Genomic DNA, 26,414 nt, shown 5'->3' on the forward strand with positions numbered 1-26,414 from the left:
TTCTATTTCCCGGCCTGAGGATGTGTATCAAACCCGGCCATCACCGCCGTCAGCGCGTCCAGCGAAAACCCGTGTTTGGGATCGTCAACGCCCAGTCCAAACCGTGACTGCATCACCTGATACAGCGCGTTCGCGTCGGGAAGATGGACCTGCTCTTCCGCATGCCCCTTCTGCCAGTGGGTAAAGTTAAAGTTGGTCAGGGTCAGCTTTCCGCCGTCAGGCAGATGGCGACACATCAACAGATGGTGGCGAAAATGGGATTGCGGCCAGTGCGCCGACCAGAAGTTGCCCATCACGTAATCGCTGAAATACTGTGTTGTCAGATCAAAATGGTACATCGACTGCCAGTGATCGTGGTGGCTGAACTGCAGGATCCAGTCGTTGCCCTCGCTCAGCAAACGGTACAGCCCGTGGGGTGTCTCCTGCTCCTCGTTGGCGAGCAAACGAATCGGCGCCGTCAGGGTCTGTCCGCCAAAACCGACGTCGGCAATCCAGCGCTCGCCGTTGAGTTCAACCAGCAGCAGACGATGCGTACGCGGCGGCATCTGTGGCGGACTGGCTAAGACCACGCGGCCCAGCACGCTGCGAACCGTAAAGCCCACTTCACGCAAAACGCGTTCGAACAGGCCGTTCTGCTCAAAGCAATAGCCTCCACGACGCGCCGTCACCAGTTTGTCGACCAGGCACTGATCTTCCAGATGGATTTCGCGCGGCATCACGACGTCAATATTCTCGAAAGGGATCGCGCAGTTGTGGTGTAGATGCAGCGCCCGCAGGGTGTCGATGTCAACCTGAACAGGCTGTTGCCAGCCCGTACGGGCAAAATAAGCACTCAGAAATGGGGACATGATTCGCTTCCATGATGTGATGTTCCCTGTTTATAAACTATTTTCCGGCCTCCATATGCGCAAAAGTGCTTTTTGCGGGTGCATCTTGATTTCGGCTACCCATCAGACGTTTAATGCCAGCATACCTGCTGAGAGGAATGTTCATGAGCGCGTTTCGTCCCGTTGAATTAAAGCATGCCAGCCGTCTGCTGAACCATGGCCCTACGGTACTGATTACCAGCCGCGATGAGTCTATCGACCGTCGTAACGTCATGGCTGCGGCCTGGTCGATGCCGGTAGAGTTTGAGCCACCGCGTATCGCAATTGTGGTGGACAAAAGCACCTGGTCGCGTGAACTGATTGAGCGCAGCGGGAAGTTCGGCATTGTCATCCCTGGCGTGGCAGCGGCTAACTGGGCTTATGCCGTCGGCAGCGTGAGCGGGCGCGACGAAGACAAGTTCAACTGCTACGGGATCCCGGTTGTGCAAGGTCCGGTACTCGGCCTGCCGGTGATTGAAGAGAAATGCCTGGCGTGGATGGAGTGTCGTTTACTCCCGGTTACCGCAGCCGCAGAAAAATACGATACGCTGTTTGGTGAGGTTGTTTCGGCAGCCGCAGATGAACGCGCGTTTGTCGCCGGACGCTGGCAGTTTGACGGCGATAAGCTGAACACCCTGCATCATCTGGGGGCCGGGACGTTTGTGACCAGTGGGAAAATGATAAAGGCGCTGGAAAAATAGCCTATAAAAAAAGCCCTCTCCGCGAGGGAAAGGGCTTTTAAATTACTTCGCGCGCCGTGCAATAATTTCATCCGCAACATTACGCGGTGCTTCCGCGAAATGATGGAATTCCATCGTGTAGGTCGCGCGGCCTTGCGACATCGAACGCAGCGTCGTGGCATAGCCAAACATCTCCGCCAGCGGCACATCCGCGCGAATAATCTGACTACCGTACTGCTCTTCCATTCCCTGCACCATGCCGCGGCGGGAAGAGAGATCGCCCATGATGTTGCCGGCGTACTCTTCCGGTGTTTCCACCTCGACATGCATGACCGGTTCAAGAATCACCGGGTCCGCTTTGCGAGCGCCCTCTTTAAAGCCGAGGATCGCCGCCATGCGGAACGCCATTTCCGAGGAGTCGACCTCGTGATAGGAGCCAAACGTCAGGGTCGCTTTCACATCGACAACCGGATACCCCGCCAGGACACCGCTGTTCATGGCTTCGCGCAGGCCTTTCTCCACAGACGGAATATACTCGCGCGGGACAACGCCGCCCTTGGTGGCATCTTCAAACACAAAACCACTGCCGGGCTCTAACGGCGCCAGACTGAGCACCACATGGCCGTACTGCCCTTTACCGCCGGACTGTCGGACAAATTTCCCTTCGATATCCTTCACCGCTTTACGCAGGGTTTCACGGTACGTGACCTGTGGGCGACCAATGTTCGCCTCAACGCCGAACTCACGCCGCATGCGGTCAACGATAATCTCAAGATGTAACTCACCCATCCCGGAGATAATTGTCTGGCCGGACTCTTCATCGGTGTGCAGACGAAACGAAGGGTCTTCCGCTGCCAGGCGCTGCAATGCAATGCCCATTTTCTCCTGATCGCCTTTGGTTTTCGGCTCGATCGCAAGCGAGATAACCGGGTCCGGAAACTCCATCCGTTCCAGCGTGATGACGGCATTCGGGTCGGTGAGCGTGTCACCGGTTGTCACATCTTTCAACCCAACGCAGGCCGCGATATCGCCCGCGCGCAGCTCATCCACTTCGTGGCGATCGTTAGCATGCATCAGCACGATGCGCCCAATTCGCTCTTTCTTCCCTTTCACCGGGTTGTACACCGCGTCGCCTTTGCGCAGCACGCCAGAGTAAACGCGGATAAAGGTCAGCTGTCCGACGTACGGGTCGCTCATCAGTTTAAAGGCCAGCGCGGAGAACGGCTCGTTGTCGTCTGGATGACGCTCGGCATGCTGCCCATTCTCATCCACACCATCAATGGCGGGCACGTCCAGAGGCGACGGCATCAGTTCAATGACCGCATCGAGCATGCGTTGCACGCCTTTATTTTTAAACGCGCTGCCGCACAGCATCGGCTGGATTTCACCGGAGATGGTCCGCATACGCAGCCCCCTGATGATTTCCGCTTCCTCTAAATCACCCGTTTCCAGGTATTTATCCATCAGCTCATCGCTGGCTTCCGCCGCCGCAGAGACCATTTTTTCCCGCCATTCCTGCGCTGTACTCACTACGTCATCCGGCACAGGAGCATAGGTAAACACCATGCCCTGGGTGGCATCGTCCCACAAAATGGTACGCATTTTGATGAGATCCACCACGCCGGTGAAGTGTTCTTCTGCCCCCACCGGAATAACAATCGGGACCGGATTCGCTTTCAGACGCTCCTGCATCATTCGCACGACGCGGAAGAAGTCCGCACCCGGGCGGTCCATTTTATTGACGAAGGCCAGCCGCGGGACATGATATTTGTTCGCCTGACGCCAGACGGTTTCCGACTGCGGCTGCACGCCACCGACGGAGTCATACACCATGACAGCGCCGTCGAGTACACGCATGGAACGTTCCACCTCAATGGTGAAATCCACGTGGCCCGGGGTGTCGATAATGTTGATCCGGTGCGGTTCAAAGCCCCGGTCCATACCTGGCCAGAAACAGCTGACTGCCGCAGAGGTAATGGTTATCCCGCGCTCTTGCTCCTGTGCCATCCAGTCGGTAGTTGCCGCGCCATCGTGTACTTCACCCAGTTTGTGGCTCATACCGGTATAAAACAGGATGCGCTCGGTGGTGGTCGTTTTACCGGCATCGATATGCGCGGAGATACCGATGTTGCGATAACGTTCGAGAGGGATGGGTCGGGGCATAATATTTCCTTAGTCATTAAGACTGCGTTGTGACGACCGGGATGGTCGCGTGTTCGTTCGTTTGCTATAATAGTCCTATTGTACGAGTATTATCGAACTATTTTTTTACGGTTGACCTATTGTTGATATAGCTCAATCTGACACCAGACGCAGGAAAACGATGATCCCGAACCACCCTGAAACTGAACAAATACTGCTGGAAAATGTGCTTTTTGCCCTCGGTAACCCGCTACGGCTGTCGATTATCCGCAGGCTGGCCGATGGCAGCGAACTGAGCTGTAACGCGCTGCGCCCGGACGAGGTGGTGAAATCGACGATGACCCATCACTGGCGCGTGCTGCGCGACAGCGGCGTGATTTGGCAGCGCCCGCAGGGACGAGAAAATATGATTTCACTGCGCAGGGACGATCTTGATGCCCGCTTTCCGGGGCTGATGGCAATATTGCTGCAGACGACGTAACGCGTGTGTCGTGTCGGGCGACTCCGCGCCGCCCGACCCTCTCTCACATTGAATAGCCGGGTTTCTTAATTAAGTGATCCAGGTTGGGTTCAATTTCGGTATCCCAGACCTGCGCTTTCCAGTCGGCTTCCTGCACTTCATTCAGGGCGACCGAAATAGAGCGATCTTTACTGTTCAGATGACGGGTAATCACCTCGGCAATATCCGCCGCCAGCGCGGTTTTTTGGTCGTCGTTCAAATCACGGGGAAAACATTTGATATCTACGTGTGGCATATGCAGGCTTCCAGTTATGAATGTGAGTTCCACGTTATCAGATTATCTCGTTTGCCTTTAACACCTTGTGCAGTTCCGGCAGCTGGCACACGGTATCCGCAATCGCCGTTATCTTCGGCGTATTCGCCGCAAACCATGCATGGCGAGGCCCCCAGGTGCGTGCAACCGTGATGTAGACGTCAAGCAGCGTCAGCCGTTCCCCGAGCGCAAAAGGGGTGGCACTGAGCTGGCTGTCAAACCACAGATAGAGTGATTTTCGGTACTCAATACAGCTGTTTTTCAACTGCTCCGGCGCATCCGGCACCCAGCGTTCGGGGTAGTCAGCGTAGGTAAAGGTGGGATAAACGTTCGCAACAAACCAGATGAGCAACCGCTGAAACTGCTGCCGCTCAGCCTGGCCGACGGCAGGCGCAAGATCGGAACATCTGTCCAGCACCATCAGCGCAATCGCCGCCGTTTCGGTCATGATCGCCCCGTTTTCCAGTTCCAGCGTGGGTACCTGACACAGCGGATTGCGTGCTTTCAGCAACTCACGTTGCGGGCCGGGCTGGTCGAACCCGTCCACGTTGATAAATTGATAAGGGATGTCTGCCAGAGTCAGCATCACTTCACTGATTGCCGATCCCCAGCCGGGTACGCCATAGAGTTTCATCATGTTGCCCCCTCCGGGATGAAAACCCTAAGTGTAGACATGACTAATAGGTTATCCCAGGCGGGTTCACGTCGGATTGCGTCACCGCTTCGCCCTCTTCTCCCCAGCGTGCCAGCACCCGCTGGTACTCTCCACGCGTAATAGCGCCCTCCAGCGCAGCCTGCAAAGCATAAACCAGCCCATTGCCTTTTTTGGTCGTCGTGGCGACATAGGCTCTCTTCGGCCCGAGCCCCACTACGCGCGTTTTGCCGGTCAACGCCGCTTTATAGGCGGATACGGATTGAGGCCCGAAGAACACATCCGCCCTGCCGGACTGAATATAAAGGTTGCCGGAAGCATCATCGGTCAGATAGACCGGCAGCGCAGGCGCACGACCGGCTTTTTTGTTCTCTTCATTCCAGCCCAGCAGAATGCGCTCCTGATTGGTCCCGGAACCGACAATCACCTTTTTGCCTGCCAGATCTTTTGCGCTGTTAATCGCCTGGACCGCGCTGGTGGATTTCACGGAAAACGCCAGCGAGTCGACGCGATAGGTCGCAAAATCAAATTTCTCTTTTCGCTGTTCGGTCACCGCAATATTCACCAGCGCCACGTCATAGCGTCCGGAGCTGATCCCCAGCGGCCAGTCTTCCCAGGCCGTGGGAACCAGCTTCAGCTTTAACCCCAGACTGCCCGCCAGCAAGCGGGCAATATCCGGATCGCTGCCAATCCGCGTCCGGTTATCGCTGGCAAGCAGCGCCAGCGGTGGAGAGTTGAGCGCTGAGATCGCTACCGTGAGCGTGCCCGGCTCAACAAATTTATAGTTCGCGGGGATCTTCGCGACGGCCTGCCGATCTACCGTCACCGGCAGCGGCTGCTCGTTGGCGTGTAAATCGATACCCGCATGGCTCGCGGTCGTAAAAGCCAGACCGGCCAGAAAAGCATATTTCATCTGCGCTCCTTACAGCACTTTTGACAGGAACTGGCGCGTTCGCGGGTGCGACGGACGGGTTAATACGTCGTCACTGCTACCCTGCTCCACAATTTTGCCGTCGACCATAAAGACCACCTGATCCGCCACTTCCCGGGCAAAGCCGATCTCGTGGGTGACCACCACCAGCGTGGTACCCGAGCGGGCGAGCTTTTTAATCACATCCAGCACTTCGCCAACCAGTTCCGGGTCGAGCGCTGAAGTGGGCTCATCAAACAGCATTACCCGGGGACGTAACGCCAGCGCGCGGGCAATGGCAATACGCTGCTGTTGGCCACCGGAGAGATGGCGCGACCAGGCGTCGGCTTTATCGCGCAGCCCGACCACATCCAGCAGGCTGTATGCCCTTTCAATGGCTTCTTTCTTACTCAGTTTTTTATGGGCGATGGGCGCTTCAATCAGGTTTTCCAGCACCGTGAGATGCGGAAAGAGATTAAAGTTCTGGAAGACATAGCCCACATTGACGCGCTGTTTGAGGATCTCTTTCTCTTTCAGCTCGTAGAGTTTGTCACCCTGACGGCGGTAACCGATGTAATCACCGTCAATCTGGATAAACCCTTCGTCGACGCGTTCCAGATGGTTAATGGTGCGCAGAAGCGTCGATTTACCCGATCCGGAAGGCCCGAGGATCACCGTTACCGATCCGGGCGGGATCTCCAGCGAGACGTTATCAAGCGCTTTATGGCGGCCAAAAAACTTACTGACGCCGGTAATCGAAATATGCCCTTCAGGAGAGGTTTGCATGGACGGGCTCCTGTACTGATGCGGTGGATACGGAACGGACGCGACTGGCTACCCGGTTTTGATTAACGGCTGAACGGCGTTCGCTGCGGGCAAGCCCGCGCTCCACAACATGCTGAATGGCAGACAACACGGTGGTAATCACCAGATACCAGACCGCACCGACCATCAGCAGCGGGATCACCTCCTGCGTGCGGTTATAGATCATCTGAATGGTATAGAAGAGTTCCGGCATCGCCAGGACATACACCATCGCCGTGCCTTTCGCGAGACTGATAATTTCATTAAATCCGGACGGCAGAATCGTGCGCAGCGCCTGCGGCAAAATGATACGCACCGTGCGACGCCAGGCTGGCAGACCGAGTGCCGCCGCCGCTTCATACTGACCATGATCCACCCCCAGAAAACCGCCGCGAATGATCTCGGCGGTATACGCGCTCTGAACCAGCGTCAGCCCCACCACGGCGGTGGAAAACTGTCCCAGCACGTTGATGGTTTCAAAGCGACCCCAGGTAATGGCGGTGAAGGGTACGCCGAGCGAGAGCGTGTCGTAGAGATAGGAAAAGTTATAGAGAATGATCAGAACCACAATCAGCGGCAACGAACGAAACAGCCAGATATACCCCCAGGCCAGGCTGCTCAGCAGCCAGGATGAAGAGAGCCTCGCCAGCGCCAGCAGGCCGCCGATGACCACGCTCAGCGCAGTGCCGATCAGGGTCAACAGCAATGTCTGTCCTACGCCTTCAAGGATAACCGGATCAAAGAACCAGCGGGCAAAGACAGACCACTCCCAGCGCGGGTTAAAGGCCACGGACTGAATGACCACCGCAAGCACAAACAGCGCCACCACGGCACCGACAGTCCGCAGCGGATAACGCGCCGGGACAACCTTAATGGTTTCAACGTTGCTCATCGTCATTCCTCATGCTGTTTTACTGAACGCTTCACTGATCAGCGTTTTGGTGAAACGCAGCCGGCCATCAAACGGCGGCTGGCTGTACTCTTCCGGATCGCGGTTCAGATCGAACTGCGGCTGATAGCCCTGGCTGATATAGAGCCTGACCGCTTCCGGCTGACGAAAACCGGTGGTGAGGTAGATCTGGCTGTAACCGGCCTGTACCGCCCGACGCTCCAGCTCCTGGACGACGCGGGCCGCCAGCCCCTGTTGACGCAGCGCCTTGTGCGTCCAGATTCGTTTGATTTCAGCGGTGCGTTCATCAAACGGTTTATACGCGCCGGTGGCGATGATGTCGCCGTCACGCTCAAGGACAATAAACAGCCCCTGCGGGGCCAGGTACCACTCCGTGAGCTCCACTTCCGCGTCTTTAGAGAAGTAATCGCCATAGCGGGCGGCATATTCACCGAATAATCCGTCGATAATGGGCTGAAGATCGGCGTCTTCCGGTGACACGTCCCGAAATTGCTCGCGCATAGCGCCTCCTTAGTCACCCAGTCCTGCCGGGTTCACTTCTGATTGAGGGATGCGTTCTACCCCTTCCCCCCAGCGGTTCAGCACTTTGTCGTAATCGCCGTTTTTGATGACCCCGTTAAGTGCGGTCTGTACCGGCTCGACCAGGCCGCTGCCTTTTTTCAGCGTCACCGCAATGTGCGCCGCCTTCGGCCAGCCGCCGTCGACAATCCCAACCCGTTTCGTTTTCCCGGTCAGCGCCGCTTTCCATGCGCCAGTCACGTTCGGGCCAAAGAACGCATCTGCGCGGCCTGACTGGAGAGACAGGGTTTGTGATGCATCGTCTTTGGTGTAGATCGGGGTAAACGGCTTCAGGCCTTTCTTCACGTTCTGCGCATTCCACGCCAGCAGGATAGCCTCCTGGTTGGTCCCGGAACCTACGATGATGCGCAGCCCGGCGATGTCCTCCGCCTTCTGCAGCGAGGTAATCGGGCTGGTCGATTTCACATAGAAGCCGAGGGAATCTTTACGGTAAGTGGCAAAATCAAACTTCTCTTTGCGCTCTCTGGTCACGGTGATGTTGCTGATCGCCGCATCGTATTTCCCGGAGGCGACGCCGAGAGGCCAGTCCTCCCAGGAGGTTGGCACCACGTTCAGCTCCAGCCCAAGGCTGTCTGCCACCAGACGGGCAACGTCCACCTCGCTTCCGAGCAGCGTTTTATTGTCGTCGGAAAAAACGGTCAGCGGCGGTGAGTTAAGCGCGGCAACCGCCACGGTGAATTTGCCCGGCACGGCGAAGCGATAATCTTTCGGCAGTTGCGCGATGGCGTCGCTGTTTTTGGCGGTGTTGACGGGCGTTTTGTTGGCTTCCAGGCTCACGCCAGTGCCATTAATGTTCACATTCTCTGCCCAGACGGCAGGGGAAAAGGCCAGCGCAAGCGCCAGAATAAGCGATGATTTCTGCATAGCGAGGTTCTCTATTATTGTTGTGTGAACTGGTTTTGCGGTTCGTCTAAACCCAGACTGTCGCGCAGCGTAGTGCCGGGATAGTCGGTGCGGAATAACCCGCGGGCCTGTAACACCGGGACAACCTGGTCAACAAAACGCGGGAACGTGTCCGGCGTTCCACCCTGAATAATGAAGCCGTCCGCGGCGAATGCCTCAAACCAGCCCTGCAGACCGTCTGCCACCTCCTCCGGCGTACCGGAAAAGCGCGGGCGCGGGGATGCCGCTTCGAGTGCAACCTGACGCAGGGTTAAGTTGCGTTCGCGAGCATTACGCTTAATTTCATCGGTCGTGCTGCGAAAACTGTTTTTACCCAGTTCACCGATGTCCGGGAACGGCTCGTCGAGCGGGTACTGGCTGAAATCGTGATGTTCGAAATAACGGCCGAGGTAATTCAGGGCATCGTTAATCGACACCAGAGCCGCGGTTGTCTGATACTGGTTCTCCACGTCCTCCGCATCCTTGCCAACAATCACGCTGACGCCCTGAAAAATATGTAAGTCCGATGCCCTGCGGCCATTCGATTCAAGCTGGTGTTTCACGTCGCGATAAAACGCTTTGGCTTCCTCTAACGTTTCATGATGGGTAAAAATGGCGTCAGCATGTTTCGCGGCCAGTTTTTTTCCGTCATCCGATGCACCTGCCTGAAAAACAATCGGGCGTCCCTGCGGCGTGCGGCCAATATTGAGCGGACCGGCCACCTGGAAGAAATCGCCGTGGTGATCAAGCGTATGCAGTTTTGCCGGGTCAAAGAACTGCCCGCTCTCTTTGTCGCGCACAAAGGCATCTCCCTCCCAGGAATCCCAGAGTCCTTTCACCACGTCGAGGTATTCATCCGCTATCCGGTAGCGCAGCGCATGTTCAGGGTGTTTCTCGCGCGAGAAGTTTTTCGCCGACCCCTCCAGCGGTGAGGTCACCACGTTCCAGCCTGCGCGTCCGTTGCTCAAATGATCCAGGCTGGCAAACTGGCGCGCCACGGTAAACGGTTCGCTGTAGGAGGTCGATAAGGTACCGACCAGACCGAGGCGCGAGGTCAGACTTGCCAGTGCGGACAAGACCGTTAACGGCTCAAACCGGTTTAAGAAATGCGGAATGGATTTCTCGTTAATATAGAGGCCGTCGGCGACGAATAAAAAATCAAGCTTCCCCTCTTCGGCTTTTAACGCCGTGGCTTTTACAAAATCAAAATTAATGCTGGCATCGGCGACCGCCGCCGGATGGCGCCAGGCAGACATATTTCCGGAAGCACCATGCAAAATGGTTCCCAGCCGCAATTGTCGGGTTGCAGACATATTCACCTCTTCAGAATTAAACGTGTTGCAGGGCTTTTTCCGCAAGCTGTGCAAAATAGCGGGCAGCGGGCTCAATTAATGCTTCATCCGGGTTGAAGGCCGGGTGATGTAAACCGAACGGACTGGCGCTGCCAATGCTGACAAACGCCCCGGGGATCTGCTGCAGATACACCGCGAAATCTTCCCCGCCCATATGCAGCTCGGCGTGCTGCGTTTCATACCCAGATTCTCTGGCGACGGCGGTGGCAAATTCGGCCCAGTGCGCGTCATTGACCAGCGCGGTAGGCCCGGCGTACCAGGTGATGTCGATCTGCGCGCTAAACGCGCTGGCAAACCCGGCGGCAATTTCGCCGACGCGTGCTTTCACATTCTGCTGCACTTCCACGCGGTGGGTACGAAGCGTGCCTTCCATCTCAACGCTTTCCGGCAGGACGTTCCAGGTATTGCCCCCGGTAATGCGCGTGACGCTCAGCACCACGGAATCAAGCGTGTTGACGTTGCGGCTGGCAACGCTCTGCAACGCCGTTACCAGCTGGCTCGCCAGCACGATGGCGTCGTTACCTTCATGCGGACGTGCAGCATGCGCGCCTTTACCGGTAATTCGGATAACAAACCGGTCGACGTTGGCGTAGAACGGTCCACCGCGGGTGGCAAATTCCCCGACCGGCAGCCCCGGCTCGTTATGCATCCCGAAGATGACACTGACATCTCGTAAGGCACCGGCCCGCACCATACTTTTCGCGCCGCCAAAGTTCTCTTCAGCCGGCTGAAAAAGGATCCGCACGCGCCCGTTTAAAGACGCTTCACGCTCTTTAAGTTTTAACGCCGCCCCGAGGATCACACTGGTATGAATATCGTGTCCGCAGGCATGCATCACCCCCGCACGCTGTGAGCTAAACGGCACGCCGCTGCGCTCTTCAATGGGCAAGGCGTCAATATCGGCCCGCAGCGCGATCAGCTTTTTCCCGGTGCCAATTTCGGCCACCACGCCGGTCTGAAGCGCATAAGGCAGCGGCGTAATGCCAGCCTTCGTCAGCCACTGACGCAGGCGAGCGGTCGTTTCGACCTCCTGGCCGGACAGCTCCGGGTTCTGGTGCAGTTCCCGGCGCCAGGCAATCAGTTGTTCGTCAAAACGCATACGGCGACCTCCTTGTTAAGCTTCGCCTGCGCCAGCAGACGCAGGGACTGTAGTCGCGTTACGCCATCCGCAACGGGCGTATCAATAATGAATTCATCAATGCCCCATTTTTCGTGCAGGGCGTTCAACTGTTCCAGCACCGATTCGGCTGTTCCCGCCAGCAGCGACTGTGCCCGACGGGCAATGCGCACCGGCTCGCTGCCCGCCTGTCGGGCAAAGGCATAGGCCTGCTCTTCGCTGGCCACGGTGACGCGCTGCCCATTTGCCAGTTCGACGCCCCAGACTTCAACCTGTTGTGCCAGTGCCTCCGCCTCAGCCTGCGACTGAGCGACGATGACCTGCACCGCCACAATCGCATCCCGGGCGCTGTGGTTACGCCAGGTGGTGATGACTTCACGCAGCAGCGCCGGATCCCCGTTCAGGTGAGCAGCAAAGACAAAATGCCAGTCAAGTTTCGCGGCCAGCAGCGCGCTTTCGGTACTGGCCCCCAGCAGGAACCCCTGTGCCGGAACCGGCGGCAGCGGCGTCGCGCGAACGGCCTCGTCCACCGACTGATTTTCCGGCTGGATCCAGTGATGAAGCTGTGTCAGCTGTTCGGCAAAACTGCCTTTTTGCTGTTGATCAAGGCCCTGTTGCAGCGCCCGGGTGGAGAGCGGCAGGCCGCCTGGGGCTTTCCCGACGCCCAGATCCACGCGTCCGGGAGCAAGCGCGGCCAGGAGGTTGAAATTTTCTGCGACTTTGTAAGGGCTGTAGTGCTGGAGCATGACGCCACCAGAGCCCACGCGGATACGCCGGGTTTGCCCGAGGATCCAGGCGATTAACAGTTCGGGTGAAGGGCTGGCCAGCTGGGGCGTGTTGTGGTGTTCGGCAATCCAGAAACGGTGATAGCCCAGATTTTCTGCCTGCTGTGCCAGCGCCAGGGTTCGCGCCAGTGCATCGGCAGCCGTTTCGTTTTCAGCGATGGGGCTTTTATCCAGAATACTGATTCGCCAGGACATGTTGCGTTCTCGTTTGACTTAACATGTCGTCATTATTAAAGGCGTATTTCACCTCTGAGAAACAATTAATTTACATTTGGTTTGCCGGAAATCAGATATATAAATCCATGCTACGCGTGTGACTTAAGCGATGAAATGAGGTTTTCCACCTCACTGCGGCGGGTAATGCGGACAAAATGAATATGGGCGTATTGCGGGTCTACCATATCGCGTGCATAACGTGCGCGGTTGCTGCGCCAGGTTTTGATTGTCCAGATAATAATGGACTCACGGCTCAAGAATGAGCGACGAAAACTCTCACAGTTTCCCGTACCGGGCCACAGTTCCTGTTTGTGCCAGGCGCGCGTGAACGCTCGGGTGACAGCCTGATACAGGGTTCGGGCGAACCCATAATCCACCCACACCACCCGATCCACGTCTCGCCATTTCACAGGACGCGTACGGTTATAGTTGCCATCAAGCACCCACTCCGCTGACGCCTTTAGCGTCGTCTCCAGTTTTTCCAGCAAGATAGCGTCCGGTGTGCCCTGCCAGTCCGGACACCAGTAAAGTCGGTCCATTTCAATGTAAGGAATATCCAGTTCTGCGGCGATACGCTTCGCCAGAGTGCTTTTTCCACTCCCGCTGGTGCCAATTACATTTACTTTCACCCTGCTGCCCCCTGTTGAAGAAAAACCCTTAAAGCATAGCGTTTTCATCTTGTTAACGAAACGCTATTTCGGCGGGTCAGTTTACGTCGAAGAGTGATCTCCCGCTTTTAATTTGCCTTATGGCGTTTATTTGCAGGGTGCTACAAAAACGCACCGATAAATATTTTCATTTTTATTACATCGAACGCAATTTAAAAATAAAAAATACTAAACACAGGGTATTCCGGAACGCATAACTTTCGTAGAGAATATGCCGACAGTAAAAATAAAAACAAACCTTTCAATCTTGCCTGAATGTTTAACGGGCTCTTTTTTATTGATATATGACCATGGGGTTACTGATGCGGAATAACACTCCCGTTACACAAAACGAGTATTTACTTAACGAAGGTTCGACGCTCATGTCGACCACCAATACGCACAGCCATATTACCTATGCGAACTCTGCCTTTATTGACGCCAGCGGCTATAAAGAAGAGAGTCTTCTCGGTGAGCCGCATAATCTTATTCGCCATCCCGACATGCCTGCCGAGGCGTTTGGCGACATGTGGTTTACCCTGCAACAGGGTGAGACCTGGACGGGGCTAGTCAAGAACCGCCGCCAGAACGGCGATCACTACTGGGTGCGCGCAAACGTCACCCCGGTTTATCAGAATGAAACGTTAACCGGCTATATTTCTGTGCGGAATATTCCTTCGCGTGAAGAGATTGCTGTCAGTGAAAAACGGTATGAGAAAGTGCGCAATAATGAATTAAAACATCACCGCTTTTATAAAGGCCTGTTTGTTCGCCACGGTCTGTTCTCTTTTACGTCGCTGTTTAAACGCCTCAGCACCAGTAAAAGGATCCATCTTGGTATTGCGATAACCGCCCTGCTCGCCTGTCTGCAGCTGTTTATATTTGCCGATCGTATTGTTGAGACTGTAGGTCTGGCTCTGCTATTTATTGCCCTGGCCGTTTATCTTCATGCGCAAATTGCAAAGCCGGTTAAATCCATTGTCCAGCAAATGCAGCGGGTGGTTTCAGGACGTAAAGCGGACTATTACCATTTTGACCGCGTCGATGAAATCGGCCTGATGATGCGCATGGTGAATCAGTCGGGTCTGAACCTCCATTCGCTGGTGGACGATGTCGGTGCGCAAATCAGCGGTATAAGTACAATCAGCCAGCAGGTGGCGAAAGAAGGTATGGCGTTACAGACACGTACCGAAGAAACCGCAGACTTTCTGCAGCAAACGGCCTCAGCCGTGGAAGAAATTGCCAGCGCGGTTCAGCAGACGGCTGAAACGGCGAAAGACGCGATCCTGATGGCAGATCGCACCCGCACCAGCGCTCACCGCGGTGAAGCAATGATGAAAGAGACTATCGGCATGATGCAGTCCGTGTCGCAGGATAACAGCCAGATCGTCGACATCATCAGCGTCATCGATCGTATCGCCTTCCAGACCAATATTCTGGCGCTGAACGCGGCCGTTGAAGCGGCGCGTGCGGGTGATGCCGGCCGCGGTTTTGCGGTCGTGGCGGCCGAAGTCCGCAACCTTGCCCAGCACTCTGCCATCGCGGCCAAAGAGATCAAAACGCTTATAGAGAAAAACGTTTCCAGCGTGAACGCCGGCGCGGAGAAGGTCGAGCAAACTGAATCGCAGCTCACGGTGATGATTGGCAATGTCATGGAGATGTCTTCTCTGATTAAGGAGATAGGCCACGCCACGCAGGAGCAAACGCAGGCGCTGACCCTGATTAACGCGTCCATCTCCCGCATCGGTACAATGACCCAAAATAATACCGGTATGGTGGATAACGTGACGGACGCCGCACACCATCTGACGCAGCGCACGACCCGTCTGCAACAGGCGATTGCCGTTTTTGGCGGTTGAGCAAAGGCGCCGTTATGCGCTGGTTGCTTTGCGCAATCATTAAGCGAAACTGATGATTAAAGCACCACTTCATTAATGGATTTGTCTAAAAACTCACCGCTATTCAGCGTGTTGTGATCCCCGTCTGCTCTGACCACACGATTTCCTTCGACGTGCATCACTTTCGGCACGGTTATATTTTGCGTCGCTTATGAATTGCAGGTAGGATGCCTCGCCATGTTTCGCCTTATCCATACGCAGAATGACTGGGAAGGCAACATGTGTTTGCGCAGAAGCAATCGTTTGTATTGCACTCTGCCAGGCAGGACTATCACGATAATGGTTCAGACAGGCAAACAGGTAACTCAATGAAAACAAGCAATAAAAGCGCAGCCGATCATCACGCTGCTAAACGTCGCTGGTTAAACTCCCATGAAGAGGGCTACCACAAAGCGATGGGCAACCGTCAGGTTCAAATGATCGCCATCGGCGGCGCTATCGGAACGGGTCTGTTTTTAGGTGCTGGCGCTCGTCTGCAGATGGCTGGCCCGGCTCTCGCCCTGGTCTATCTGGTGTGCGGGATCTTCTCTTTCTTCATTCTTCGTGCATTGGGCGAACTGGTACTGCATCGCCCTTCCAGCGGCAGTTTTGTCTCTTACGCCCGTGAATTCCTCGGTGAAAAAGCGGCCTACGTTGCTGGATGGATGTACTTCGTCAACTGGGCAATGACCGGTATTGTCGATATCACCGCCGTCGCGCTTTACATGCACTACTGGGGCGCGTTTGGTGATGTGCCACAATGGGTGTTTGCGCTGGGCGCACTGGCCATTGTCGGCACCATGAACATGATCGGCGTGAAGTGGTTCGCGGAGATGGAGTTCTGGTTCGCACTGGTAAAGGTGCTGGCCATCGTGGTGTTCCTGGTCGTGGGTACAGTGTTCCTCGGTAGCGGTAAACCGCTCGATGGCAATGCCACCGGTTTCCACCTGATCACCGATAACGGCGGTTTCTTCCCGCATGGCCTGCTGCCTGCGCTGGTGCTGGTTCAGGGTGTGGTGTTCGCGTTCGCGTCCATTGAGCTGGTCGGCACCGCGGCGGGTGAATGTAAAGACCCACAGACCATGGTACCTAAAGCCATTAACAGCGTTATCTGGCGTATCGGTCTCTTTTATGTTGGTTCCGTGGTGCTGCTGGTTCTGCTGCTGCCGTGGAACGCCTATCAGGCGGGTCAAAGCCCGTTTGTGACCTTCTTCTCTAAACTGGGCGTGCCTTATGTTGGCAGCATCATGAATATCGTGGTGCTGACGGCTGCGCTCTCCAGTCTGAACTCGGGTCTTTACTCCACCGGTCGTATCCTGCGCTCCATGTCGATGGGCGGCTCGGCGCCGAAATTCATGTCGAAGATGAGCCGTCAGCATGTGCCTTACGCGGGCATCCTGGCGACGCTGGTGGTGTATGTCTTCGGCGTGTTCCTGAACTACCTGGTACCGTCTCAGGTATTCGAAATCGTGCTGAACGTTGCCGCGCTCGGCATCATCGCCTCCTGGGCCTTTATCGTGGTCTGCCAGATGCGTCTGCGCAAAGCGATCAAAGAAGGCAAAGCCGCTGAAGTCAGCTTTAAGCTGCCGGGCGCACCGGTGACCTCCTGGCTCACTTTGCTTTTCCTGTTCAGCGTGCTGGTGCTGATGGCGTTTGATTACCCTAACGGTACCTACACGATCGCCACCATTCCTCTGCTGGCCGTATTGCTGATTGCCGGCTGGTTTGGCGTGCGTAAACGCGTACAAGAAATTCACAGCACGGCGCCGGTTCATCCTGATGATGCCAAACACGACGCCCCGCTGGTTGAAGAGACGTCGCGTTAATATCGACCTGCTGGTTAATACAAAGGGAAGGCATTGCGCCTTCCCTTTTTCTTTGTGTTGAGGAGCGAAACTTAGAGCGTGATACGAATCACGTCATCAGGCTGGGTGGCTTCCTGCTGACGGGTCGATTTTTGTTTTACCGTCACATACAGGGTTTTGCCATCCGCAGAGAGCGCCAGACTGTTCGGGTAGACCGGGGTGTCGAAGGTTTTGGTAACGTTGTAGGTTTTCGCGTCGATTACGCTCACCTTACCCGCTTCACGGTGCGTCACATACGCTTCGTTGCGTGCCGGGTTAAACAGAACGGCCAGCGATTCAGGCACGGCAATTTTCTTGATGACGCTGCCGTCCTTCAGATTCACCACCAGCACTTCCGGCTGCTTTGAGTCGGTTAAGAACGCACGCTGTCCGGCGGTATCCAGGCTCAGATTCAGGTAGAAATGCTCCTTACCGTCGTCCTGCACTTTTTTACGGCTGAGGATTTTGTGGGTTGCCGTATCAATCGTCACCAGTTCGCCATCAGCATTGGTGGTGTAAAGACGTTTTGCCTTCGCATCCAGCGCCAGGCCGGTACTGAATTTACCGGTGCTGCCGATGGTCTCTTTCAGCTTCAGCGTTGCACCATCCACCACCCAAATCGCGCTCTCCTGGCCTACGCCGGTGATGTAAACCGTGTTTGTGCTGTCATCGGCCACCAGTTGGCGCGGCTGCAGCGGTTTGACGGTTTCACTGCGCTGACGGTTATCCAGCACCAGTCGCCCTTTCACCTCACCCGTTTTGGCATCAATCGCGGTTACCGCGCCGTTGATGGTGTTACCAAACCACAGCGTCTGGGTGGCATTATCAAGGGTGGCACCGAATGGTTTGAGATCGTTATGAATGACCTGCGTCACGTCCAGCGTGACCGGGTCAAGGCGATAGACAATCCCGCCTTTGTCCGTTTTGCGGCTCTGCGATGTCGCGACCCACAGCGCATTCTCCTGCTGGCTCACGGCCATTTCATATGCGCCTTTCCCGACCGCTTTGCGCAACATCTCTTCGGCAGCATGAACCTGGAAGGTTCCGGCAAACAGTAACGCCCCTGACAGCAGAGACATACTCAGGCGCGGCGAGCACAGATGACGTAAAGACATAACAATTCCTTTTTTGAACACAGGGTTTACTGCTGACATCACTTCCGGCAGGCAACGTCATGGCATTGCCGTTCTGATAATGAGAATAGTAATCATTTATGAGTTAAATGTGGAGTTTTTCTTTCCTTCCCGGCCTTTCATTAACGCAATGTGCGGTTATAGTTTTCAAAAGATTTACAAAAGATTTAACATATATGGACATGTTCCATTTGGTACGTTTTTTCCATAACCGGTCTATTTCATGAAAATCATTTCTGCCCGTAAGGCAACGCTTCCACTGCTGCTGGTTCCTGTTATCTCTGCGCCTCTCACTGCGATGAGTGCCGATGAACAGACCATGATCGTCAGCGCCACACCGCAAACCGTCTCGGAGCTCGATACCCCGGCGGCGGTCAGCGTCGTGAATGGCGATGATATGCGTCATGCTGCGCCACGCATTAACCTGTCTGAATCTCTTGGCAGCGTGCCGGGGCTGCAGATCCAGAACCGCCAGAATTACGCTCAGGATCTCCAGCTTTCGATGCGTGGGTTTGGTGCCCGCTCAACCTTCGGCGTGCGCGGTATCCGTATGTATGTCGACGGTATTCCGGCAACCATGCCGGATGGACAGGGACAAACCTCCAATATCGATCTCTCCAGCGTGGACAGCGTAGAAGTGCTGCGCGGACCCTTCTCTGCCCTTTATGGCAACGCCTCCGGCGGTGTGATTAACATGACGACCCAGACCGGGCAGCAGCCGCCGACCATCGAAGCCAGCAGCTATTACGGCAGTTACGGTACCTGGCGCTATGGAATGAAAGCCACCGGCGCGATGGGTGACGGGACGCATGCCGGGGATGTGGACTACACCGTGTCCACTACCCGTTTCACGACCAAAGGTTATCGCGACCACAGCGGCGCGCGGAAGAATCTCGCCAACGCTAAACTGGGTGTTCGTATTGATGACGTGAGTAAGCTGACGCTGATTTTCAACAGCGTGGACATGAAAGCTAACGATCCGGGTGGACTGAGTGCCCAGGAGTGGCATGACAACCCTCGCCAGTCTCCGCGTGGCGATCAATACAATACGCGCAAGACCATCAAGCAGACCCAGGCTGGCCTGCGCTACGATCGTCAGCTCAGCACCCAGGACGATCTCAGCGTCATGATGTACGCCGGCGAACGTGAAATGACGCAGTACCAGTCAATTCCTTATCAGCCTCAGCTGAGACCTTCCCACTCCGGCGGCGTGATTGATATGCAGCGCCATTACCAGGGGATTGATACCCGCTGGACGCACCGTGGCGAACTGCTGGTTCCGGTCACCTTTACCACCGGTCTGAACTACGAAAACATGAGCGAAGATCGTCGCGGATACGAGAACTTCGTGATGAACAACGGCGTGCCGGAGTACGGCGTCAAGGGCGACAAACGTCGTAACGAACGTAACCTGATGTGGAACGTCGACCCGTACCTGCAAACCAGCTGGCAGTTAACGCAGAAACTCTCCGTGGATGCCGGCGTCCGTTACAGCTCGGTCTGGTTTGACTCCAACGACCATTACGTGACCCCGGGTAACGGAGACGACAGCGGTGACGCAAGCTATCACAAGTGGCTCCCGGCCGGATCGGTGAAATATGCCGTGACCGATGCGTGGAATCTCTATGCTGCGGCAGGTCGCGGGTTTGAAACGCCAACCATCAATGAGCTCTCTTATCGTGCGGATAACCAGGGCGGCCTCAACATTGGCCTGAAACCTTCCACCAACAATACCTATGAAGTGGGCAGCAAAACCCGTATCGGTAATGGTCTGCTGACGGCAGCGCTGTTCCGCACCGATACGGATGACGAGATTGTCGTCGATGCCAGCGCTGGCGGTCGTACCAGCTATAAAAACGCCGGTAAAACCCGTCGTCAGGGGGTTGAAGTTTCCCTGGATCAGCAGTTTGCTGAGAACTGGAAGCTGAAAATGGCGTGGACCTATCTGGACGCCACCTATCGTACCAACGTGTGCAGCACCGGCGACTGTAACGGCAACCGTATGCCAGGCATTGCCCGCAACATGGGTTATGCCTCGTTTGGCTGGCAGCCGGAAGAAGGCTGGTATGCGGGATCGGATGTGCGCTACATGAGCGATATCATGGCGGATGACGAGAACACGGCGAAAGCCCCGTCCTACACGGTGGTTGGGCTGAATACCGGGTATAAATTCAACTACGGTAACTGGGGAATGGACGTCTTTGGTCGCGTCGATAACCTGTTCGATAAAGAGTATGTCGGATCGGTTATCGTGAATGAATCCAACGGGCGTTATTACGAACCTGCACCGGGCCGTAACTACGGCATAGGTCTGTCGGTCTCTTATCGCTTCGAGTAAGCAAAAAGCATTCTTTTTTGCTGAATATTATTTTTATAAATGGAATAACGCTCCTGATGGCAATAAGCCATCAGGAGTATTTAACCAGGAATATAATTCGCGGCAGGATATAGTCGCTCTGCTAAATAATCTCTCAGTTAAAATATTGTCGCTGTAAAAGCGTGTTCGCTTCATCAATCAACGTCTCTATCGCCTTCTGACTGCCATCAACATCTCTTCGCTCAAGCGCGGACAGGAGCTCGGCGTAGTGATAAGTCGACACCTTGATGTCGTTAAGCTCCTGATGCAGATAGTTCATGCAAGGTCCAATACGCACCCATAGCTGCTCAATTAAGGCGCTGAGTGTCGGCATTTCCGCGTACTGATAAAGCGTAAACCGAAAGATGCGGTTAGCATGCAGCGCCTGCTGAACGTGCCCGTTGCGCATGGCTTCATGGAATGTCTCTGATAGCTTGCGCAACACCTCCAGCTTATTTTCCGTCATATGCTGACAGGCGGCAGCTACCGCCATAGGCTCAAGCTGTTTTCTGATGGCGTTAATCTCGTTATAACGCTCAAGCGTGACCTCAGGAACCAGGAACGCCTGCGCCGGTGTGGCGTGTAATGCCCCAGACGACACCAGACGCAAAAGCGCCTCGCGAACCGGGGTAATACTGGTTCCTAATTTATCAGCAATTTCTTTGGTAATCAGTCGAGCGCCAGGTTTCAGTGAACCTGTAATTAACGCGCCTTTCAAACTGAGTTCGACTTGCATGGTAAGACTGATCCTTTGCGCTTTTTCTAAATGGTCCAAATCAAGCATGTTCAATTCCTGTAGCTAATACTTAATGCTATTTTTAAACGCCGTTTTTTATAAACGACGCTGTTCCGATATATCCTGTATCGTCATGCCTGGTGATGGGAAGTCTGTAAAAATGTCAAGAAATGCAAAATTTATTTTTTTTCGTTTTCGTGCTCATCTGAACGGAAGGCGCGAAAAGCCATGTCCAGTTAATTAAAGACAATATATCGTATCTTCACAAATAAATATGGCGGGAAACCCCGCCATATTTTAGATTATTTATTGTCACCCGCGACGCGAATCACGACTTTGCCGAAGTTTTTTCCTTCAAGAAGGCCAATCAGCGCCTCAGGCGCATTCTCCAGGCCGTCTGTGACCTGCTCACGGTAGTGAATTTTGCCTTCCTGCACCCAGCGCCCCATCTCATCCTGGAACTCCTTGATGCGATGGCCGTAATCCTGAGCGATGATAAACCCCTGCATACGAATCCGTTTCTTCAGAATCGTCGCCATCAATAACGGCAAACGATCAGGCCCTTCCGGCAGACCCGTCGCATTGTAACCGCTCACCAGACCACATACCGGTACGCGCGCCGAGGTGTTCAGTAAGGGCAACACGGCGTCAAAGACTTTCCCGCCGACGTTTTCATAATAGACATCAATCCCTTTCGGGCAGGCCTTTTCCAGCTGGGCCGCGAAGTCATCGGCATGGTGATCCAGGCACTGGTCAAACCCGAGCACCTCGACGGCATGGCGGCATTTTTCTGCGCCACCGGCAACGCCGATCACCCGGCAACCTTTGATTTTACCGATCTGCCCGACCGTCGCACCAACCGGCCCCGTCGCCGCCGCAACCACCAGCGTTTCACCGGCTTTAGGCTGGCCGATGTCCAGTAGCCCCATATAGGCGGTAAACCCTGGCATACCCAGAATGCCCAGCGCCCACGAGGGGTGAGAAATATTTTCGCCCAGTTTCACCAGGCCGCTGCCGTCTGAAATTTCATACTCCTGCCAGCCGCTGTAGCCCAGCACCCACTCACCCGGCGTATAGTCCGGATGATTTGACTGCTCCACGCGGCTGACCGTTCCCCCCACCATGACCGCCCCAATTTCCACTGGCGGTGAATAGGAAGGTGCATCACTCATGCGGCCACGCATGTAAGGATCAAGCGACAGCCAGACCGTGCGCAGCAAAAGCTGTCCTGCCTGAGGTTCAGGAACAGGCTGCTCTTCCAGACGAAAATTCTCCGCGACCGGCGCACCGTGCGGACGAGAAGCCAGAACCCAGCGGCGATTTTGCGAAACAGATTGATTCATCAGGAACTCCTTCTGGTACAAATGTCATTAGAGCCTGGCTCATGATCGGCGTAAACGCTTTAACTTTACGAGCCAGACTGGTTAAGCCGCACAACCAGATAGATACAGGTTTCATTCGTCTCATTAATGAACCGGCAGTCGTTGGGCGGCCCCAGCTCCAGGCAATCACCGGCGTGCATTTCATGACGGGTATCGCCCTCCTGGAAAACCAGTTCGCCAGACTGCAGCCAGATAAGCTGGCGCGCCAGCGCATACGACGAGGCGGGCATAGGGACATCGCTTCCCGCCGGCAACTCAACCTGAACAAGATCGATGGGCAGATCGGTGCGGGGTGAAACGTGGCGGCGGAGGTAGTGTGTCTGAGGGTCACGCCAGACGGGCTGGTTTTCCAGACGCAGCAGCTTTCCTTCCTGCATTTCGGCCCTGGCGATCAGCGTTGACATGCTGATGCCAAACGCGCCGGATAACCGCGCGAGCAAGGTCGCCGTCGGGCTGCTGTCCCCGCGCTCTATCTTGTGGATCATGGCGCGCGAGACGCCGGCCCGGTCAGCAAGCTCGCTTAATGACCATCCTCGCGACTCGCGTTCAAGGCGAATTCGCGCGCTAATCCTTTGATTCATTGTGTCTGCCATAGTATTCATGACGTCATACTATAGTGTATGAACGGCATTTCAACGCGGTTTTGATAACAAAAAAATCTGGCTTATGTCATAGCCATCCGTCTGTACAGTTGTGTAATATCGTACTCATAACGTAATACTATAGTGAACAACACACTCAGAGGTTCAAACATGATCGTTCGTCATGCCTGCAAAGAAGACTGCGCCGCTATTGGGGAGATTTACAACCACGCGGTGCTGCATACTGCCGCGATCTGGAATGATAAAACCGTCGATACGGATAACCGCATTGCCTGGTTTGAGGCGCGTGCCCTCGCAGGCTACCCGGTGTTGGTGAGTGAAGAGAATGGCGTTATCACAGGCTACGCCTCGTTTGGCGACTGGCGCGCCTTTGACGGTTTCCGGCATACGGTAGAGCATTCTGTCTACGTTCATCCGGATCATCAGGGCAAAGGTATTGGCCGCACGCTGATGAACGCGCTGATTATTGAAGCGCGGACCCTCGGCAAACACGTCATGGTGGCGGGCATTGAGGCGCAAAACCAGGCCTCTATTCATCTTCATGAGACGCTCGGTTTTGTGACCACCGGCCAGATGCCGCAGGTGGGCACCAAGTTTGGCCGCTGGCTGGATCTGACCTTTATGCAGTTGCAGCTTGATGAGCGCAGCGATCCGGACGCTATCTCATGAATCAGTCTCTGACGCTGGCTTTTCTGGTGGCGGCGGGAATTGGCCTGGTGGTGCAAAACACCTTAATGGTGCGCATCTCTCAGTCCTCCTCGACCATTCTTATCGCGATGCTGCTGAATTCGCTGGTTGGCATTGTGCTGTTTGTCAGCATTCTGCTGCTAAAACAGGGCTTCGCCGGATTTAGCGAGCTGGCCTCAACGATCCGCTGGTGGACGTTGATCCCGGGGCTGTTAGGGTCGTTTTTTGTTTTTGCCAGTATCAGCGGCTATCAAAATGTTGGCGCAGCGACAACCATCGCCGTGCTGGTGGCAAGCCAGTTGATTGGCGGGCTGGTAATGGATGTACTCAGAAGCAATGGCATCCCCTTGCGCGCGCTGATTGGCCCGGTGTGCGGTGCCGTAATGCTGGTGGTCGGGGCGTGGCTGGTCGCGAGACGCCAGTTCTGACCCCCGGCTCACCGCTACAGTATCGTACCGCCTTTGGTCAGCAATTCCTGACGGGCGTCCATCTCTTCTTTATGTTGCTTTCCGTGATGTGCAATCGCGGTGCGCAGACGCTGCTGCTGACTGTAGCGATCTTCACGGCTTAACGCTGCGTCGTCGCTCAGTTCGATCAGCAGCTCATTCATTCGGCTAATCACTCCCGCTTCGATGGCGGTATCGACACGGGCGATAACTTCATTTAAATGTGACATTGTCACTCCTTGCCAGATGCCCGGCAGGCGCGGTGCCTGCCGGGAAAAATGTCAGTTCAGTTTCGCTTTGGAGAAATCGCTGCCCATCAGGCTCACGCTGTACCCCGTTACGTTGCTACGGGTGGCGTAGAACGTTTTGCCGTTCGCCAGCGCAATCCACGGTGCCTGAGCATAGAAGATCTCCTGCGCCTGGCTGTAGAGTTTCGCACGCTCACCAGGGTTGCTGGTCAGTTTGGCTTTCTTGACCAGATCATCATACCCCTTATCGCACCAGCGCGCGGCGTTCGATCCAGTTTTGATGCTGTCGCATCCCAGCAGTACATCAGCAAAGTTATCCGGGTCGCCGTTATCGGACATCCAGCCAAACAGCGCGGAATCATGCTCCCCTTTACGCATACCGGAGAGATACTCGCCCCACTCGTAAGAGACAATTTTGGCCTTCACGCCGACTTTTGCCCAGTCGCTCTGGATCATCTCCGCAATACGCTTCGAGTTAGGGTTATACGGACGCTGCACAGGCATTGACCACAGCGTCACGTCCGCGCCCTTCTCCAGACCGGCCTGTTTCAACAAAGCTTTCGCTTTTTCAGGATCGTAGCTGTAGTCCTTCAGATCGTTATTAAAGCCCAGCATATTCGGCGGAATGGGTGATTTCGCCACCGTACCGGAACCCATAAAGACCGCATTCACGATGGCTTTTTTGTCCGTCGCATAGTTCAGGGCCTGACGCACCAGCACGTTATCAAACGGTTTTTTCTCGGTATTGAACGCCAGATACCCCACGTTCAACGCCTCCACGGCGTGCAGCTTCAGGTCTTTATTTTTGTTAATAACATCAAACTGAACCGGTGACGGCGCAGGAATAATCTGGCATTCGTTGGTCTGCAGCTTCGCCAGACGCGTTTCTACGTTTGGCGTGATGGAGAAAATAAGATGTTTCGTCGGAACCGCACCTTCCCAGTAGTTCGGGTTAGCGACGTAGCGGATCAGCGAATCCACTTTGTACTGCTGCAGAACGTACGGCCCGGTACCAATCGGCCAGGTATCGACATTCTCAGGCGTCCCTTTTTTCAGCATCGCGTCAGCGTATTCAGCGGAAAGAATAGAGGCGAAATCCATCCCCCAGTCAGCAAGGAATGCGGCGTTTGGTTCGCTCAGTGTAAACTGCACGTGATAATCATCAACCTTTTTGACGTCCTGAATCAGCTTGTCCAGGCCTACGTCATTAAAGTATTCGTAATTACCTTGCGAGACATTGTGATAAGGATGCTTAGGGTCTTTCTGACGCATGACGGAAAAAATAACGTCATCCGCATTAAAATCACGGGTCGGCTTGAAATATTTATTGCTGTTGAACTTGACCCCTTTACGCAGCGTAAAGGTATAAGTCTTACCGTCCGGGGAAATTGTCCAGGACTCTGCCAGCGACGGTACCGGGGTGTTTTTCACCGGGTCGAAATTGATCAGGCGGTTATACAGGACCTGAGAGCTGGCCACGAATGACGGGCCCGAGCTGGCGATCTGCGGGTTGAAAGACTCCGGTGATGCTTCAGAGCAATAAATGATGGTGTCATTATTCGCCGCCCATGCGGCACCTGCTGGTAAGAGAGTGCTCAGCGCGAGGGCGAGCAGCGTTTTCCCTGTAGACATGGTTATAACCCTGGCAGTTTTATTATATTGGACTGTAATAACAGCACAGCCGCTATAACCTGGCAAATAACGAATCACTATCAGGTTATTCTAAAGCAACGTTTTCCGCTGGTTTTACAGCCAGTGCGCCAGAGGTTGATTTGCCTTAAGTGCTAT

The 26,414-nt window shown here is 55.0% G+C and carries 24 protein-coding genes and 1 pseudogene; 7 read left to right on the top strand and 18 right to left on the bottom strand.

The genetic code is table 11. The features are described from left to right. Nucleotides 1-2: 2 nt before the first annotated feature. Complete coding sequence (gene nhoA, locus QMG44_RS08015; protein WP_020884048.1) at nt 3-848, bottom strand: N-hydroxyarylamine O-acetyltransferase; 846 nt, start codon at nt 846-848, stop codon at nt 3-5. Between the two features lie 143 nt (nt 849-991). Between nhoA and QMG44_RS08020 the strand changes: the two genes are divergently transcribed. Further along, on the top strand, nt 992-1,567 hold the full coding sequence (locus QMG44_RS08020; protein ID WP_047955659.1) for a flavin reductase family protein: 576 nt from the start codon (nt 992-994) through the stop codon (nt 1,565-1,567). A 42-nt stretch (nt 1,568-1,609) separates the two neighbouring features. Here QMG44_RS08020 and fusA read toward each other — a convergent pair whose 3' ends face one another. Then, nucleotides 1,610-3,709 (bottom strand): elongation factor G, encoded by a 2,100-nt coding sequence (gene fusA, locus QMG44_RS08025; RefSeq protein WP_020884046.1) that lies wholly within the window; start codon nt 3,707-3,709, stop codon nt 1,610-1,612. A gap of 160 nt (nt 3,710-3,869) precedes the next feature. On the opposite strand from fusA, the gene QMG44_RS08030 reads away from it, so the two are divergent. Continuing rightward, on the top strand, nt 3,870-4,169 hold the full coding sequence (locus tag QMG44_RS08030) for a helix-turn-helix transcriptional regulator (protein ID WP_086532476.1): 300 nt from the start codon (nt 3,870-3,872) through the stop codon (nt 4,167-4,169). Between the two features lie 43 nt (nt 4,170-4,212). On the opposite strand, the gene pptA is transcribed toward QMG44_RS08030, so the two are convergent. The 10 genes and pseudogenes from pptA to QMG44_RS08080 form a co-directional block, all read right to left on the bottom strand. Next, nucleotides 4,213-4,443 carry a tautomerase PptA gene (gene pptA, locus QMG44_RS08035; RefSeq protein ID WP_020884045.1) on the bottom strand — a complete coding sequence of 77 codons (231 nt, stop codon included), beginning with the start codon at nt 4,441-4,443 and terminating at the stop codon, nt 4,213-4,215. 37 nt (nt 4,444-4,480) lie between these two features. Then, nucleotides 4,481-5,098 (bottom strand): glutathione S-transferase family protein, encoded by a 618-nt coding sequence (locus QMG44_RS08040; protein ID WP_086532475.1) that lies wholly within the window; start codon nt 5,096-5,098, stop codon nt 4,481-4,483. A 40-nt stretch (nt 5,099-5,138) separates the two neighbouring features. Continuing rightward, entirely contained in the window at nt 5,139-6,026 is an 888-nt protein-coding gene (locus QMG44_RS08045; protein ID WP_020884043.1) for a transporter substrate-binding domain-containing protein, read from the bottom strand. 9 nt (nt 6,027-6,035) lie between these two features. Beyond that, nucleotides 6,036-6,809 (bottom strand): amino acid ABC transporter ATP-binding protein, encoded by a 774-nt coding sequence (locus tag QMG44_RS08050; RefSeq protein WP_063156458.1) that lies wholly within the window; start codon nt 6,807-6,809, stop codon nt 6,036-6,038. Continuing rightward, nucleotides 6,793-7,719 (bottom strand): amino acid ABC transporter permease, encoded by a 927-nt coding sequence (locus tag QMG44_RS08055; protein ID WP_020884042.1) that lies wholly within the window; start codon nt 7,717-7,719, stop codon nt 6,793-6,795. The genes QMG44_RS08050 and QMG44_RS08055 overlap by 17 nt, the downstream gene beginning before the upstream one ends. Nucleotides 7,720-7,728: 9 nt before the next feature. Further along, nucleotides 7,729-8,238 carry a GNAT family N-acetyltransferase gene (locus tag QMG44_RS08060; RefSeq protein WP_020884041.1) on the bottom strand — a complete coding sequence of 170 codons (510 nt, stop codon included), beginning with the start codon at nt 8,236-8,238 and terminating at the stop codon, nt 7,729-7,731. Between the two features lie 9 nt (nt 8,239-8,247). After that, nucleotides 8,248-10,511 (bottom strand): annotated as a pseudogene (locus QMG44_RS08065) (NtaA/DmoA family FMN-dependent monooxygenase). 16 nt (nt 10,512-10,527) lie between these two features. After that, nucleotides 10,528-11,649, bottom strand: a complete 1,122-nt coding sequence (locus QMG44_RS08070; protein ID WP_086532474.1) for an amidohydrolase — start codon at nt 11,647-11,649, stop codon at nt 10,528-10,530. Continuing rightward, a complete protein-coding gene (locus QMG44_RS08075) occupies nt 11,628-12,647 on the bottom strand; it encodes an LLM class flavin-dependent oxidoreductase (protein ID WP_032678238.1) in 1,020 nt (339 codons plus the stop codon). The genes QMG44_RS08070 and QMG44_RS08075 overlap by 22 nt, the downstream gene beginning before the upstream one ends. Before the next feature lie 110 nt (nt 12,648-12,757). Further along, entirely contained in the window at nt 12,758-13,297 is a 540-nt protein-coding gene (locus QMG44_RS08080; RefSeq protein WP_025204120.1) for an AAA family ATPase, read from the bottom strand. A gap of 341 nt (nt 13,298-13,638) precedes the next feature. On the opposite strand from QMG44_RS08080, the gene QMG44_RS08085 reads away from it, so the two are divergent. Both QMG44_RS08085 and ansP read left to right on the top strand, forming a co-directional pair. Next, nucleotides 13,639-15,174: a PAS domain-containing methyl-accepting chemotaxis protein gene (locus QMG44_RS08085; protein ID WP_086532473.1), complete on the top strand. Its 1,536-nt coding sequence runs from the start codon at nt 13,639-13,641 to the stop codon at nt 15,172-15,174. Between the two features lie 347 nt (nt 15,175-15,521). Next, nucleotides 15,522-17,018 (top strand): L-asparagine permease, encoded by a 1,497-nt coding sequence (ansP, locus tag QMG44_RS08090; protein ID WP_020884034.1) that lies wholly within the window; start codon nt 15,522-15,524, stop codon nt 17,016-17,018. Between the two features lie 71 nt (nt 17,019-17,089). On the opposite strand, the gene QMG44_RS08095 is transcribed toward ansP, so the two are convergent. Then, nucleotides 17,090-18,151: a YncE family protein gene (locus QMG44_RS08095; protein WP_020884033.1), complete on the bottom strand. Its 1,062-nt coding sequence runs from the start codon at nt 18,149-18,151 to the stop codon at nt 17,090-17,092. Between the two features lie 241 nt (nt 18,152-18,392). Between QMG44_RS08095 and pqqU the strand changes: the two genes are divergently transcribed. Beyond that, on the top strand, nt 18,393-20,507 hold the full coding sequence (gene pqqU / locus QMG44_RS08100; RefSeq protein WP_086532472.1) for a TonB-dependent receptor PqqU: 2,115 nt from the start codon (nt 18,393-18,395) through the stop codon (nt 20,505-20,507). Between the two features lie 133 nt (nt 20,508-20,640). On the opposite strand, the gene QMG44_RS08105 is transcribed toward pqqU, so the two are convergent. The 3 genes from QMG44_RS08105 to QMG44_RS08115 form a co-directional block, all read right to left on the bottom strand. Continuing rightward, complete coding sequence (locus tag QMG44_RS08105; RefSeq protein ID WP_020884031.1) at nt 20,641-21,309, bottom strand: GntR family transcriptional regulator; 669 nt, start codon at nt 21,307-21,309, stop codon at nt 20,641-20,643. 254 nt (nt 21,310-21,563) lie between these two features. Next, nucleotides 21,564-22,604, bottom strand: coding sequence for an NADP-dependent oxidoreductase (locus QMG44_RS08110; RefSeq protein WP_044868082.1), 1,041 nt, complete (start codon nt 22,602-22,604; stop codon nt 21,564-21,566). A gap of 65 nt (nt 22,605-22,669) precedes the next feature. After that, nucleotides 22,670-23,245 (bottom strand): helix-turn-helix domain-containing protein, encoded by a 576-nt coding sequence (locus QMG44_RS08115; protein ID WP_014170255.1) that lies wholly within the window; start codon nt 23,243-23,245, stop codon nt 22,670-22,672. 150 nt (nt 23,246-23,395) lie between these two features. Between QMG44_RS08115 and QMG44_RS08120 the strand changes: the two genes are divergently transcribed. Together QMG44_RS08120 and QMG44_RS08125 are read left to right on the top strand one after the other, a co-directional pair. Further along, nucleotides 23,396-23,914 carry a GNAT family N-acetyltransferase gene (locus QMG44_RS08120; RefSeq protein WP_020884028.1) on the top strand — a complete coding sequence of 173 codons (519 nt, stop codon included), beginning with the start codon at nt 23,396-23,398 and terminating at the stop codon, nt 23,912-23,914. Beyond that, nucleotides 23,911-24,360: a DMT family transporter gene (locus QMG44_RS08125; protein ID WP_020884027.1), complete on the top strand. Its 450-nt coding sequence runs from the start codon at nt 23,911-23,913 to the stop codon at nt 24,358-24,360. The genes QMG44_RS08120 and QMG44_RS08125 overlap by 4 nt, the downstream gene beginning before the upstream one ends. A gap of 14 nt (nt 24,361-24,374) precedes the next feature. Here the strand turns inward: QMG44_RS08125 and QMG44_RS08130 are convergent, their stop codons facing one another. Both QMG44_RS08130 and QMG44_RS08135 read right to left on the bottom strand, forming a co-directional pair. Beyond that, the gene (locus tag QMG44_RS08130; RefSeq protein WP_032680936.1) at nt 24,375-24,608 is read right to left on the bottom strand and encodes a YdcY family protein; all 234 of its coding nucleotides are present in this window, start codon (nt 24,606-24,608) and stop codon (nt 24,375-24,377) included. A gap of 51 nt (nt 24,609-24,659) precedes the next feature. Beyond that, nucleotides 24,660-26,258: an ABC transporter substrate-binding protein gene (locus QMG44_RS08135; RefSeq protein ID WP_025204114.1), complete on the bottom strand. Its 1,599-nt coding sequence runs from the start codon at nt 26,256-26,258 to the stop codon at nt 24,660-24,662. Between the last annotated feature and the right edge of the window lie 156 nt (nt 26,259-26,414).

Origin of the sequence: Enterobacter sp. 200527-13 (assembly GCF_027924865.1) — a bacterium.
In the GTDB taxonomy this organism is placed as follows: domain Bacteria; phylum Pseudomonadota; class Gammaproteobacteria; order Enterobacterales; family Enterobacteriaceae; genus Enterobacter; species Enterobacter ludwigii.